The sequence below is a fragment of the Flavobacterium maritimum genome (assembly GCF_040049085.1).
Taxonomy (GTDB): Bacteria; Bacteroidota; Bacteroidia; order Flavobacteriales; family Flavobacteriaceae; genus Flavobacterium; species Flavobacterium maritimum.
In genome coordinates this window covers 498297-511245 of the sequence record NZ_JBDLZY010000001.1, presented here as the reverse complement: position 1 = coordinate 511245, position 12949 = coordinate 498297, and the positions used below count along the sequence as shown (strand labels likewise).

The 12949-nt window shown below is 35.4% G+C and carries 15 protein-coding genes; 12 read left to right on the top strand and 3 right to left on the bottom strand.

Annotated elements, in window-relative coordinates; all coding sequences use genetic code 11:
• Positions 1–204: 204 nt before the first annotated feature.
• From ABEB23_RS02265 to ABEB23_RS02220, 10 genes are all read left to right on the top strand, one after another.
• Positions 205–945: an outer membrane lipoprotein-sorting protein gene (locus ABEB23_RS02265; RefSeq protein WP_348810750.1), complete on the top strand. Its 741-nt coding sequence runs from the start codon at positions 205–207 to the stop codon at positions 943–945.
• Positions 942–2156: an ABC transporter permease gene (locus ABEB23_RS02260; protein ID WP_348810749.1), complete on the top strand. Its 1215-nt coding sequence runs from the start codon at positions 942–944 to the stop codon at positions 2154–2156. The genes ABEB23_RS02265 and ABEB23_RS02260 overlap by 4 nt, the downstream gene beginning before the upstream one ends.
• Positions 2157–2165: 9 nt before the next feature.
• Positions 2166–3377, top strand: a complete 1212-nt coding sequence (locus ABEB23_RS02255; RefSeq protein ID WP_348810748.1) for an ABC transporter permease — start codon at positions 2166–2168, stop codon at positions 3375–3377.
• Between the two features lie 5 nt (positions 3378–3382).
• Complete coding sequence (locus ABEB23_RS02250; RefSeq protein ID WP_348810747.1) at positions 3383–4105, top strand: ABC transporter ATP-binding protein; 723 nt, start codon at positions 3383–3385, stop codon at positions 4103–4105.
• 54 nt (positions 4106–4159) lie between these two features.
• Entirely contained in the window at positions 4160–5281 is a 1122-nt protein-coding gene (locus tag ABEB23_RS02245; protein ID WP_348810746.1) for a hypothetical protein, read from the top strand.
• A gap of 145 nt (positions 5282–5426) precedes the next feature.
• Positions 5427–5705: a rhodanese-like domain-containing protein gene (locus ABEB23_RS02240; protein WP_348810745.1), complete on the top strand. Its 279-nt coding sequence runs from the start codon at positions 5427–5429 to the stop codon at positions 5703–5705.
• 14 nt (positions 5706–5719) lie between these two features.
• Positions 5720–6037: a rhodanese-like domain-containing protein gene (locus ABEB23_RS02235; RefSeq protein ID WP_348810744.1), complete on the top strand. Its 318-nt coding sequence runs from the start codon at positions 5720–5722 to the stop codon at positions 6035–6037.
• Positions 6038–6321: 284 nt separating this feature from the next.
• Positions 6322–6897 carry a YciE/YciF ferroxidase family protein gene (locus ABEB23_RS02230; RefSeq protein WP_348810743.1) on the top strand — a complete coding sequence of 192 codons (576 nt, stop codon included), beginning with the start codon at positions 6322–6324 and terminating at the stop codon, positions 6895–6897.
• 195 nt (positions 6898–7092) lie between these two features.
• On the top strand, positions 7093–7947 hold the full coding sequence (locus ABEB23_RS02225; RefSeq protein WP_348810742.1) for a transketolase: 855 nt from the start codon (positions 7093–7095) through the stop codon (positions 7945–7947).
• 95 nt (positions 7948–8042) lie between these two features.
• On the top strand, positions 8043–8996 hold the full coding sequence (locus ABEB23_RS02220) for a transketolase family protein (RefSeq protein ID WP_348810741.1): 954 nt from the start codon (positions 8043–8045) through the stop codon (positions 8994–8996).
• 66 nt (positions 8997–9062) lie between these two features.
• On the opposite strand, the gene ABEB23_RS02215 is transcribed toward ABEB23_RS02220, so the two are convergent.
• Both ABEB23_RS02215 and bamM read right to left on the bottom strand, forming a co-directional pair.
• Positions 9063–10019 carry a hypothetical protein gene (locus ABEB23_RS02215; protein ID WP_348810740.1) on the bottom strand — a complete coding sequence of 319 codons (957 nt, stop codon included), beginning with the start codon at positions 10017–10019 and terminating at the stop codon, positions 9063–9065.
• Between the two features lie 172 nt (positions 10020–10191).
• Positions 10192–11226 (bottom strand): BamM family beta-barrel-assembly machinery protein, encoded by a 1035-nt coding sequence (bamM, locus tag ABEB23_RS02210; protein WP_348810739.1) that lies wholly within the window; start codon positions 11224–11226, stop codon positions 10192–10194.
• Positions 11227–11305: 79 nt separating this feature from the next.
• Between bamM and ABEB23_RS02205 the strand changes: the two genes are divergently transcribed.
• Positions 11306–11704 (top strand): RNA-binding S4 domain-containing protein, encoded by a 399-nt coding sequence (locus ABEB23_RS02205; RefSeq protein ID WP_348810738.1) that lies wholly within the window; start codon positions 11306–11308, stop codon positions 11702–11704.
• 107 nt (positions 11705–11811) lie between these two features.
• Positions 11812–12312 (top strand): phosphoribosyltransferase domain-containing protein, encoded by a 501-nt coding sequence (locus tag ABEB23_RS02200; RefSeq protein WP_348810737.1) that lies wholly within the window; start codon positions 11812–11814, stop codon positions 12310–12312.
• Here ABEB23_RS02200 and ABEB23_RS02195 read toward each other — a convergent pair.
• Entirely contained in the window at positions 12304–12822 is a 519-nt protein-coding gene (locus tag ABEB23_RS02195) for a shikimate kinase (protein ID WP_348810736.1), read from the bottom strand. The two genes, ABEB23_RS02200 and ABEB23_RS02195, sit on opposite strands and share 9 nt — an antisense overlap.
• Positions 12823–12949: the final 127 nt, after the last annotated feature.

The following is a 12949-nucleotide window of genomic DNA, read 5'->3' as shown; positions in this document are numbered from 1 at the left end:
ATCCAAAACAAAATATAACACACTGATAAAATACAACTTACCATTAAAATAATACTTATTTTCTTATCCTTTTGATAGATATTTTAGTATCTTTAATACTCGAATAATCTGCTCCCTTTGGAACAAATTTATCTTTTTACTATTGAAATCGGCCCGTTTTCAAAGGGAGATGAACCATAGTCTTAACATTAAAAAATCGATGGTATGAAAAAGATATTCTTCTTATTATTTTTTCATTTATCAATTATTGCTGTGTCCCAAGAAGCAAAAGACATTGTAAAAAAAGCTGACGAAAAGGCCAAAGGAAAAACCTCAATCTCCAATATTACAATCCAAATTATAAGACCTACCTGGACTCGGGAAATGAGTGTGAAAGCCTGGACAAAGGGCAATGATTTGTCCATGATTTTAGTTTTGGCTCCAGCCAAAGAAAAAGGAGTAGTGTTTTTAAAACGCAAAAAAGAAGTCTGGAACTGGATTCCCTCCATTGAACGAAATATCAAAATGCCACCATCGATGATGAGCCAAAGCTGGATGGGAACGGATTTCACCAATGATGATTTGGTCAAGGAAGCCTCTATTCTGGAAGATTACAATCATTCATTTCTGGAAGATGTGGTTATTGACAACAGAAACTGCTATAAGATCCAGTTAATTCCAAAACCAAAATCAGCCGTGGTTTGGGGAAAAGTCATTATGTGTATCGACAAAAAAGATTTTATGATGCTACACGCCGAATATTTTGATGAAGACAAAACGCTAATTAACACTATGCATTGCAGCGACATCAAAATGCTTGGAGGCCGATTATTACCTGCTAAAATGGAAATGGTTCCTGCTGACAAAAAAGGAAACAAAACGGTGATGATTTATAATTCACTGTCTTTTGATACGCCAATTGAAGATACATTCTTCACTACCCAAAACATAACCAAAGTAAAATGATTCTGAAATTAATCTGGAGAAACCTTTGGCGCAACAGCCGACGCACGCTAATTACAATAGCCTCCATTGCGTTTGCCGTTTTGTTTGCTGTCGTAATGAAGTCTCTTCAGGATGGAGTATTTAACAACCTGATTAAAAATGTGGTCAGTTACTATTCAGGTTACATTCAGGTACATCAAAAAGGTTATTGGGACGAACAGATTTTGGACAACAGCTTTGAGATTGACGAAAAATTAATTACTGCTATCAGGAAAAACACATCCATAAACGAAATTGTCCCGCGACTGGAAACCTTTGTTTTGGCATCGAATGAAAATACAACCAAAGGATGTCTGCTTGTGGGTACCGACCCTGTGAAAGAAAATAATTTAACCCAATTAAAGAGCAAACTAATCAAAGGAAGCTATTTCGAAAACAATGAAGAAGTAGTTATCATCGCTGAAGGATTGGCAAAAAGACTTAATCTAAGTGTCAATGATACTATTGTATTGTTTGGACAAGGCTTTCATGATGTTATGGCGGCAGGAAAATATAAAATAAAAGGCATCGTGCATTTGGCTTCACCGGGAATGAACGACGCTTTTGTGTATCTACCGTTGGTCACAACCCAATATTTTTTAAGCGCAGACAACAGGCTCACATCCATTTCTCTAGGCATTGACGATCCAAATAATACGGATGCCATCGCAAAAAAACTGAGATCCCAAATCGAAAAAAAATATGAAGTCATGCCTTGGGAAGAATTAATCCCAGAAATCTCCAATCATATCAAAGCCGATGCGATCAGTTTTTACATATTTTCAGGAATACTGTATCTCATCATTGGATTTGGACTATTTGGAACGGTTTTGATGATGACCGCCGAACGCAAATATGAATTCGGAATGCTTATCGCCATTGGGATGAAAAAATCAAAACTGGAACTGGTTTTACTGGGAGAAACATTATTGATTACTTTTTTGGGCGTGCTTTTGGGATTATTATGCAGCATGCCTTTGGTCATTTACCTAAGGGAAAGACCTATCCGTTTTGGAGGAGAAACAGCAAGAGCTTATGAGCAATTTGGTTTCGAACCTATCTTCCCTACCATTTTCAACCCAGCCATTTTTTTCAACCAATCATTGATTGTCTTAGTAATGGCATTAATTATAGGCTTGTACCCACTTTGGCATGTGAAAGGCCTAAATCCGGTAAAAGCCATGAAAAAATAAAAAAGCGCCATGATAGTAAAAATTGCGAGCAGGAACATTTGGAGGAGCAAAAAACGAAGCCTTACCATCATCACAGCGGTAAGCTTTGGTTTATGGGCCGGAATTTTCATGACTGCATTTTATAATGGTGTAATCGAGCAACGCATAAATACTGCCATCTCAAGCGAATTGTCACATATCCAGTTACACCATCCCGAATTCAGAAAGGATCATGAAATAAAATACTTTTTGCCGAAAGGCAGAACAATACTTCAAGAAATATCCCAGGACAGTCTGGTAAAAACCGCATCAGGACGTATAATCATACAAGGGATGATTGCCTCAGCCGCCGGAAGCAGCGGTATTACCATAAACGGGGTAATGCCAAGGGAGGAAAACCTACTAACCAATCTTAGCGGAAAAATAATCCGGGGCAATTATTTTAATCCTGCAAAAACAAATGAAATCATCCTGAGCGAAAGAGTCCGTAAAAAACTCAAACTGAACCTCAACAAAAAGGCAATACTGACATTTCAGGACACAGAAGGTAATTTGGCGTCGGCAGCCTTTCGGATTAAAGCGATATACAAAACCATAAATGCACCTTATGACGATACTAATGTTTTTGTAAAAATTACAGATGTCGATTCGCTTGGCGGAATTCCAAACGAAATCAACGAAATAGCAGTTTTACTGAAAGCCAGTAAATCGCTGGAAGAAAGCCAGAACGAACTCAAACAAAAGTTTCCCAAAACAGAAATACAAAACTGGAAGGAAATTGCACCCGAGCTGGGCTATACCGTTTCCGTGGGCGATAAAATGATGTTTATTTTTATGGGAATCATCATGCTGGCCTTGGGTTTTGGAATTGTCAACACCATGATGATGGCAGTTTTGGAAAGAACAAGGGAAATAGGGATGCTAATGGCTTTGGGCATGAACGAGTTCAAAATATTCATGATGATAGTACTGGAAACTTTTTTCCTGATATTGGCCGGTTGTCCCATCGGAATTATACTTGCCCTTGTCACTATTGGAATTACCCAACGAACCGGAATAGACTTTAGCCAATACTCCGATGCGTATTCAAGTTTCGGTTACAGTTCGGTATTTTATCCAAGTTTATCCGCCAGACAATTCGGTGTGATGATTATTTTGGTGGTGATTACAGCCTTTGTTTCGGCTTTATTTCCAGCCAGAAAAGCCGTGCAGCTGAATCCGGCAGAATCTTTAAAAAAATAACGACCATGGAAGAAACAGTAATTGATGCACACAATCTATCGAAAGTATACGATGAAAAAACCATTCCGGTCTTTGCGTTGAACAAAGTCCATCTTCATATTTCCCGGGGAGAATTCACTGCCATCAAAGGTCCTTCTGGTTCAGGAAAAACCACTTTGCTCAACATGATTGGCGGTCTGGACGTACCTTCCGAAGGTTTTGTGGAAATTAATGGCACGAATATAACAGAACTAAAAGGCAATGATTTGATTGATTTTCGTTTGAATAACATCGGTTTTGTATTTCAATCCTACAATCTGATTCCGGTGCTTACCGCCAAAGAAAATATCGAATTCATTATGCTACTGCAAAAACGTCCCAAAAAAGAAACTGAACAACGGGTTTTTGAATTACTGAAACAAATAGGATTAGAAGACAAAATCAATAAAAGACCCCGAGAATTATCTGGTGGTCAACAACAACGAGTAGCCGTAGCGAGAGCATTGGCACCAAAACCCCAATTCATTTTAGCAGATGAACCTACAGCAAATCTCGATTCGGTTTCAGCAGAAAATTTACTGGATATGATGCTAAAACTCAATCAGGAAGAAAACATGACTTTTGTTTTTTCGACACACGATCAAAGAGTCATCAACCGCGCCCGAAGGGTCATCACTCTCGAAGACGGAAAAATCGTTGCCGATACCGCTCCAACTTCCGTTGTTCATGAACAAACAGCCATTAAATAAATACCAGTGAAATTTCATAACCACCTCTTCATCGGACTTATATATTTCCTCTGCATGACGGTCAATGCACAAACTGAGGAAACAAAAACGCCTTTGGTAGAAGTCAACGGTTATATAAAAGACATGCAAAGCACTTATTTCATGAAGGAAATTGATTCGAATGCATCAGCAAATCTGATTCACAATCGGTTAAATTTCAAATTAAATATAGCGCCCAAATTCACTGGTAGATTGGAAATTCGTAATCGTATCTTTTACGGAGAAATAGTAAAACAAACACCCAATTTTGGGGAAAGTATTGATCAGGATGCCGGACTATTTGATCTTTCTTATTTATGGATAGACGAAGAATCCATTGTAGCCCAATCTATGATTGACAGAATGCTGATTCAATATTCTGATGAAAAATGGGATATTACAATCGGACGACAACGCATTAATTGGGGGATTAATAATATTTGGAATCCCAATGATATTTTCAACGCGTACAACATTCTGGAATTTGATTATGAAGAACGTCCAGGTAGCGATGCTGTAAGAGTCCAACGAATTTTAAACAACGCTGCTATATTGGAATTAGCCTATGCTCCGGGAAAAAACAATGAGGAACATATAGCTGCTGCACTGTATAAATTTAACAAATGGCAATATGATTTTCAGTTTTTGGGAGGCATTTATCAGACCGATTATGTTCTCGGTGGCGGTTGGGCCGGGAATATTAAAGAGGCCGGTTTTAAAGGTGAAATGAATTATTTTCATCCAAATAAAAATTCTTTGGACTCAGTTGAAACCTTCAATATTTCACTAATGTCTGACATCACTTTCAAAGACGATTGGTATGTTTCTTTTACCGCATTATACAACAGTAGTCCTTCCAATGTTCTTTTAACCAATGGAAGTCTTTACAGCCCCAATATCTCGGCGAAATCACTTTTCCCGTTCCGATATAATTTTCATACTACTGTTATGAAAACCTTTTCTCCCATTACTTCCTTAAACTTCTCTTTCATTTATTCCCCGGAAAAAAACACACTGATTCTTTTTCCCTATTACGCCTGGAATGTCGCCAACAATTTTGATATCGATTTTATTTTACAATCCTTTTTTCAGGAGGAACTTCACTCCTATGAGAATTTAGTAAATGCCTTTTTTATAAGAGGTCGTTGGAGTTTTTAAAAGCGGGCCGGAGAAAATTTTCTCTTGTGTAACAAATGTTACTGAATCCTTCTCTCTGTTGTATTAATTTTGCTTCGAAATAAATAAAAACAGAACTTAATGCAAGAGTAGTTCTAAAGTAAAACAGTATTAAATTATAAATCAAATGAACATAGAAAAAATAATCAAAGAAAACCAAGGTACTATCGTGGACGTGCGAACATATGAAGAATTCATGGGCGGGCATGTAGCAGGTTCTATCAATATTCCATTAAATGAAATACCACAAAGAATGGAAGAACTGCAAGGACTTAAAGCTCCTCTGATTCTTTGTTGTGCCTCTGGAAACCGAAGCGGGCAAGCACAGCCCTTTATAACACAACACGGAATTGAATGTTATAATGCGGGCTCTTGGCTAGACGTGAATTACCATCAATCTAAATAATTAAAAAGAAATACATGATCAACATACTTAAAAAAATATTCGGACTAGGACCATCAACAGACTATGCAGACCTAGTAAAAAAAGGAGCTATCATTTTGGATGTTCGCAGCAAAGGAGAATTTGCAGGGGGACATATCAAAGGTTCTGTAAACATTTCGGTTGACACTTTAAGAAACAACCTTTCTAAACTAAAAGACAAAAACCAACCCATTATTACCTGTTGTGCATCGGGTATGCGAAGTGCATCTGCCAAAAGCATCTTGAAATCAAACGGATATACCAATGTCTATAATGGTGGAGGCTGGAGCAGTCTGCAAAGTAAATTAAAATAACTAAACATCGCATTTCTAAAACATTTTGGATAAACGCTGTTGCTTTGATTTAGCAACACTAATACACTTTAATGAGGGGAATAATTCTCTTATTTATTTTTTCAATGTAAAAACGAACGGTAATTTATTTAATAACCATACTATTCGTATTTACAATTAGTTAATTAACAGTTGATTAAATAATAATTTATCTAATTTTATCAAGCTTAAAATTAAGCAATGAGTAGGCAAGGCTAAATCACTTTAGGATTGCTTATAAAAAATTAATCTTAATAATTACTGTTATGGAAACTGGAATGAATAAAAATGAAGATGCTAAAAAAACAGTGCAGGCAGACTCAAATGCCTCACATGGATTGAGAGATTTATTTGAAGTGGGATTAAAGGATATTTATTGGGCAGAAAAAGTATTGACTAAAACTTTACCTAAAATGGTAAAAAATGCTTCATCACCAGAATTAGTTAATTCTTTAAAAGGCCAATTAAGTGAAACGGAAGAACATGTATCTCGATTAGAGAAAATATTTGAAGTTACTGGCATTAAAGCCGAAGCAAAAAAATGTGATGCCATGCAAGGTATATTGAAAGAGACCAATGGTCTTATTAGAGAAACTGATCTTGGCATGGTACGAGACGCTGGAATAATTGCAGCTGATCAAAAGGTAAAACATTATGAAATTGCTACTTACGGTACCTTGCATGCCTTTGCAAAAACTCTGGGTGAAAATAAAGCGGCAGAATTACTGGCTATGAATCTTAACGAAGAGAAAAAAACCGATGCTGCATTAACAGGAATTGCAATATCTGCTATTAATATGCAGGCCCACAGAGCCGATGCCATTACAAATATCAGGCGTTGACGCTCATTAGAACATTATGATTTTACTGATTTTAAATGTATTATTTAGCCTGCTCCGTGCAGGCTTTTTTTATTTTCCCGCACAATTTCAATTTACAAATAAGGTCAGGATACTACTCTATTAAAAATTCAAAAAACGTTTGCGGTAACCCTAAATAAAAATTACATTTGCAGCAGTTTAACTTTTACACACAAAATGAAGCCTAACACACAACAATTAAACGATTTAACTATCCAAGTCAGAAGAGATATTCTTCGAATGGTACACGCTGTCAACTCAGGTCACCCTGGAGGTTCTTTAGGTTGTACGGAATTTCTTGTAACCTTATACCAAAACCTAATGGACCGCAAAGAAGGTTTTGATATGGACGGTATTGGAGAAGATCTTTTCTTCCTTTCAAACGGACACATCTCACCAGTATTCTATAGCGTTTTAGCACGAAGCGGTTATTTCCCTGTAAAGGAATTAGCTACTTTCCGTTTGATCAATTCAAGATTACAAGGACACCCAACAACTCACGATAGTTTACCAGGAGTTCGTATGGCATCTGGTTCTCTTGGACAAGGATTATCTGTTGGAATTGGTGCTGCACAAGCTAAAAAATTGAATGGTGATAACCATCTTGTTTACACACTTCACGGTGATGGTGAATTACAAGAAGGACAAAACTGGGAAGCTATCATGTATGCTTCTGCAAAAAAAGTAGACAACCTTATTGCTACTATTGATCTTAACGGAAAACAAATTGACGGAACGACCGATGAAGTATTAGCTATGGGAAGTATCCGCGCTAAGTTTGAAGCTTTTGATTGGGAAGTTCTTGAAATCACAAATGGAAATGACATCGAAGCAATTATCGCAGGGATGACAGAAGCAAAATCAAAAACAGGAAAAGGAAAACCAGTTTGTGTATTGTTGCATACTGAAATGGGTAATGGTGTAGATTTCATGATGTATAGTCATGCTTGGCACGGTAAAGCGCCAAATGACGCACAACTGGAAGCTGCTTTGGCTCAAAACTATAATAGAGGCGGCGAACAAGACTATTAAATAGTATTCCGTTTACAGTGCAGTCCCGGTTTAGGGAACATAAAAACCTTAGCTTCTTTGCGCCTTAGTGCCTCAGGACCTTAAAAAGAAAATAAATGAAAAAATATACAAATACAGGAAGTAAAGATACTCGTTCTGGTTTTGGAGCGGGAATGACTGAATTAGGTCAAAAGAATGAAAATGTTGTGGCCCTTTGTGCTGATTTAATTGGTTCTTTGAAATTTGATGATTTCAAGAAAAATCACCCAGAGCGTTTTTTCCAAATTGGTATCGCTGAAGCGAATATGATTGGAATTGCTGCAGGTTTAACCATTGGAGGAAAAATTCCTTTCACTGGAACTTTTGCTAACTTTTCTACAGGAAGAGTATACGATCAAATTCGTCAATCTGTTGCTTACTCTGAGAAAAATGTGAAAATTTGTGCTTCACACGCCGGATTAACTTTAGGTGAAGATGGTGCAACACACCAAATTCTTGAAGATATCGGATTAATGAAAATGTTACCTGGAATGACTGTAATCAACACTTGTGATTACAATCAAACTAAAGCGGCTACTTTAGCATTAGCAGATCATCATGGTCCTGCTTACTTGCGTTTTGGTCGTCCGGTTGTGCCTAATTTCATGCCAGCTGACGAACCTTTCGTAATTGGAAAAGCAATTCTTCTAAACGAAGGTACTGATGTAACTATTGTAGCTACAGGACATTTAGTTTGGGAAGCTTTAATCGCTGCTGAAGCTTTAGAAGCTAAAGGAATTTCTGCAGAGGTAATCAATATCCATACAATTAAACCATTGGATGAAGAAGCTATTTTGAAATCATTAGCAAAAACCAAATGTATCGTTACTGCTGAAGAGCACAACATCCTTGGAGGTCTTGGCGAAAGCGTTTCCAGAGTATTAGCATTAAACAATCCTGCTCCACAAGAGTTCGTTGCGGTTAATGACAGTTTTGGAGAATCTGGAACACCAGAACAATTAATGGAAAAATACAAACTGAACAATCAGGCGATTGTTGAAGCTGTAGAAAGAGTAATTAAGAGAAAATAGTTTTCTTATTTATTAGATTATATAAAAAATCCCGTTTCAGATTTGAAACGGGATTTTTTATATAATCTAATACCAAGTAACATACTGATTCCAAGTATATGGTGTTCGTGCTGAACCATTCCATGTCGTAACAGTGGCACCAGAACTTATCCAAAAATTACTTGGGGAGCTTAATGTTGAAGTTGATAATAATATAGTAGTATTACTTGAAGAAATATTTGTAATATCACCATAAGAATATATATTTGTGTTTACCAACCAATAAGGATTAAATTGTTGTGCAGTTAATTGTAACTGTATTGGTTCAAATTCTTGATTCCAATTGCATTTCCAAAAAGAACAGTACTTCCCTTGTTTAAGGCATTTAATAAACATTTTTGAGGAGGATGTAATACTATTTAATACAATTGTCTCATTGAATAGGGTTAAAATTATTCTTCGATCTCTTCCTGCGGAATTATAAGAAATAGACCAATCTTTTGAACGATTTTCATTAGGAATAACTAGCCTTGATGTTTCATTCGAAATATTATTACTTTTGCTTATACCTGATTTATTTAATATATTTCCATATATTTTTAAACTATTAATTTGTTTCAATAATTCTTGATTGTTAAAATCAGAATTATCATCATTTAACAAATATAAATTCTGCCTATTTGCCCAAATGATATTTCCATTAATTTTAAATTTGGACTCCCTATTCAAAATTGCTTTAATTGCATCTGAATAAATAATTCTCTCATTATCCAATACATCATTTTGCATATCGATAGAATCATATAAAGTATTTAATAATGATTTGAGCCCTTTCTTTGAAATCCAACTTTGAACTTCTTCTTCTGTTTTCATCTCTGAAACAACAGAATATTCTTTAATAAACGATTCATCATCTTTAAACGATAATAATTCCCCATCTAAGACAGATAGCGACGCCTGTCCCTCAGAATTTGAAGATCCAAACTGATCCTCACTACAAGACATAAAAACAACAGCAACAAATAAAACTAATAATTTTTTCATTTTTAAATATTCAATATTAATCCTACAAAAATATAAATTAAAATCTACATAAGTAAGAAAATTACTATTTAAAAAACTTATCATATTATTAAATAATATTTAGTCACATGTATAAAAAAAAAAGGCTTCCCAAATACCTATTGGAAAGCCTTTTTAAAACTATTACATATATTTAATGACAGCTCTTATCTAAATACTTTTTAATCCTTGCCGGATCAGTAGTATTACCATCACAACTCGGTATACTGGCAAAAGGGTAAATAACACCATTACCATCTTTAATTTCAATCTTAGTCGTGTAGTTATCGCCATCATCATCGACATCTAGAAAATCAGGAACGCCATCTTTATCAGTATCATCAGGATTTTCTGCCGGAGGCGTAGGATAATTTATCAGATTTCTATAATCATAAATATATCCATCCCCATTTAAATCTTCAAGATAAGATGGAATACCATCTGGTCTAAGGATATTAGTTCCAAAATCAACATCAATATCTGATCTTTTAATCTCATACAATTTAAAACTAAATACTAAAGGAGCGTAAGAAGGTATTGAATTACTCCCAGCAGCAAAATAAGCCAAACCGGAAGGGATAAACATAATCCCTGCTCCAAAATCATTGTAAGAAACAGTACCATCAGTATTTGACATGTAAGTACCTGTTTTAAATTTCGGAAAAGTTTCTCCCCAACCAGGAATAGTCGAGAATAAACTCAAAAAGCTTTGCGGGTTTTTTACTTCTTCAAATTGGGTTACGGTGAGAGTGGTAATCCCTTCAGTCGTTACTTGTTGCAAATAATCCCCTCTGTAAGATGTTAAAACTTCGTCTACATTACAAGGTGATTCCCCCGATCCTTCTCTTAACACAACATAATATAAGATATATGTAAAGCCATGACGATTAACCTCTCTAGTTAAAAGCTTAGGAAAGCCTGCACTGTCCTTATAAGACCAAATTGATGCTTGAGTTCCTCCAGCCGGAATCTTTGTAAACGTTACATCTTGATCATCTTGAAATCCGGGATGATCAACAACTGTTATATAATAGGTTTTTAAATATTCTTCAATATCAGCAATATCAGTGGCATATTGTTCTGCATAATCCCTAGGCGGAACCACCTCAACTGTTTCCTCATCCTTCGAACATGAAAATAAAGAGAGGGTTGCAACTGATAAAATAAAATAATACTTAAATTTGTTCATTATAGCTAAATTTTTAAGTGCGCAAGATACAATATTGATTGATTTTTGTAAACTATTTAACTCCGATTTTAGAAAATTTATGAGAATTGACAAATATTTATGGTGTGTCCGATACTATAAAACAAGAAACATGGTAACCGAGGCTTGCAAAAAAAACCACATTACCGTAAATGGTCAGGTTGCCAAGCCTTCAAAGGAAGTTTTTCCTACAGATAAAATCACCTTTCGAAAAGATCAAATAACACAGATTATCACAGTATTAGATATTCCGGAAAGTCGTGTTGGTGCCAAACTTGTTGATATTTATCGCCGAAACGACACTCCTGCCGAAGCCTATGAACATCTGGAATTACTGAAATTATCGAAAGAACATTATCGAAAAACAGGAACCGGAAGACCAACCAAAAAAGACCGAAGGGATATTGACGAATATGGAAATGAAATCCCTGAAGAGGATGAGGAAACAGATCTTATTTAAAAATCACTCTCTTCCAAAAACAATTAAACCATTTAAAAAGGAAAAAACATTAGTGTTATCCTTAGTTCAGACAAAACTTTTGACATTTAAAATTAAAACTAAAAATAATGAGCAAGAATATCATCTTAACCAATCAGGAAATAGAGCATAAAATAAAAAGAATTGCTTACCAAATCTATGAAACATTTGTAGACGAAGAAGAAATTGTGATTGCGGGAATTACATCCAACGGATTTATCTTTGCAAAAAAAATTGCTTCAGCACTTGAAAACATTTCGACATTAAAAATTTCATTGTGTGAAGTGACTGTAAATAAACAACATCCCGAATTACCAATCCATACCTCTCTGACAAAAGAACAATACGCCAACAAAGGTTTAATACTCGTTGATGACGTTTTAAGTTCAGGGACCACCTTAATTTATGCTGTCAGACATTTTCTGGATGTTCCATTGAAAAAATTCAAAACTGCCGTACTCGTAGATAGAAACCACAAAAAATATCCGGTTAAAGCCGATTTTAAAGGAATCTCTCTTTCTACTTCTTTATTAGAGCATGTACAGGTTGTTTTTGATGAAAACGGTGACAGCTACGCTTATTTAAGCTAAAATATCAACGATATCGGCCACCGTTTGCTCGATTGTTTTACCATCTACATTCACCTTATATTGTGCCTGATTGTAATAAAAACTTCTATCAAAAAGATGTTTAGCAATAAACTCTTTCATCTCCTCCTCGTTTTTATCAGCAATAAGAGGGCGTTTACTTTTATTAAATTGTAATCTATTGAACAAGGTCTCGATTGAGGCCTTTAAATAGATTGAAATTACGTGATCTCCTTTTAATAATTCATGATTATTAGCATAACAAGGAGTTCCTCCTCCCAAACCGATAATACATTTTTCCGGTGCATTTAATAATTCCACAAAAATCTCATGTTCCAATTTTCTGAAATAAATCTCCCCAAAGGTTTCAAAAATCTGATTTATGGTCAAATTTGCTTTCTCTTCAATACATTTATCCAAATCCACATAGGGCATTTGAATAATTTTTGACAGTTTATTGGCGATTGTAGACTTCCCACACCCCATATAACCTAATAATATAATTTTTTTCATCTGAATAAAACCTTACAAACTAAGCGATTAAGAACTTTTGTTAAAAAAAGACAAATTTATAATAAAATTGCTTTGAAATATGAAAAAAAAGGTCTTATATTTGCACCCGCATTCAAGGAACGAATAT

Excerpts from the sequence above, each read along its gene's own strand:
- ABEB23_RS02195 (WP_348810736.1), bottom strand. The coding sequence starts at position 12,822 with ATGAAAAAAATTATATTATTAGGTTATATGGGGTGTGGGAAGTCTACA.
- ABEB23_RS02260 (WP_348810749.1), top strand. The coding sequence starts at position 942 with ATGATTCTGAAATTAATCTGGAGAAACCTTTGGCGCAACAGCCGACGC.
- ABEB23_RS02250 (WP_348810747.1), top strand. The coding sequence starts at position 3,383 with ATGGAAGAAACAGTAATTGATGCACACAATCTATCGAAAGTATACGAT.
- ABEB23_RS02235 (WP_348810744.1), top strand. The coding sequence starts at position 5,720 with ATGATCAACATACTTAAAAAAATATTCGGACTAGGACCATCAACAGAC.
- bamM (WP_348810739.1), bottom strand. The coding sequence starts at position 11,226 with ATGAACAAATTTAAGTATTATTTTATTTTATCAGTTGCAACCCTCTCT.
- ABEB23_RS02215 (WP_348810740.1), bottom strand. The coding sequence starts at position 10,019 with ATGAAAAAATTATTAGTTTTATTTGTTGCTGTTGTTTTTATGTCTTGT.
- ABEB23_RS02240 (WP_348810745.1), top strand. The coding sequence starts at position 5,427 with ATGAACATAGAAAAAATAATCAAAGAAAACCAAGGTACTATCGTGGAC.
- ABEB23_RS02225 (WP_348810742.1), top strand. The coding sequence starts at position 7,093 with ATGAAGCCTAACACACAACAATTAAACGATTTAACTATCCAAGTCAGA.
- ABEB23_RS02205 (WP_348810738.1), top strand. The coding sequence starts at position 11,306 with ATGAGAATTGACAAATATTTATGGTGTGTCCGATACTATAAAACAAGA.
- ABEB23_RS02230 (WP_348810743.1), top strand. The coding sequence starts at position 6,322 with ATGGAAACTGGAATGAATAAAAATGAAGATGCTAAAAAAACAGTGCAG.
- ABEB23_RS02255 (WP_348810748.1), top strand. The coding sequence starts at position 2,166 with ATGATAGTAAAAATTGCGAGCAGGAACATTTGGAGGAGCAAAAAACGA.
- ABEB23_RS02220 (WP_348810741.1), top strand. The coding sequence starts at position 8,043 with ATGAAAAAATATACAAATACAGGAAGTAAAGATACTCGTTCTGGTTTT.
- ABEB23_RS02200 (WP_348810737.1), top strand. The coding sequence starts at position 11,812 with ATGAGCAAGAATATCATCTTAACCAATCAGGAAATAGAGCATAAAATA.
- ABEB23_RS02265 (WP_348810750.1), top strand. The coding sequence starts at position 205 with ATGAAAAAGATATTCTTCTTATTATTTTTTCATTTATCAATTATTGCT.
- ABEB23_RS02245 (WP_348810746.1), top strand. The coding sequence starts at position 4,160 with ATGACGGTCAATGCACAAACTGAGGAAACAAAAACGCCTTTGGTAGAA.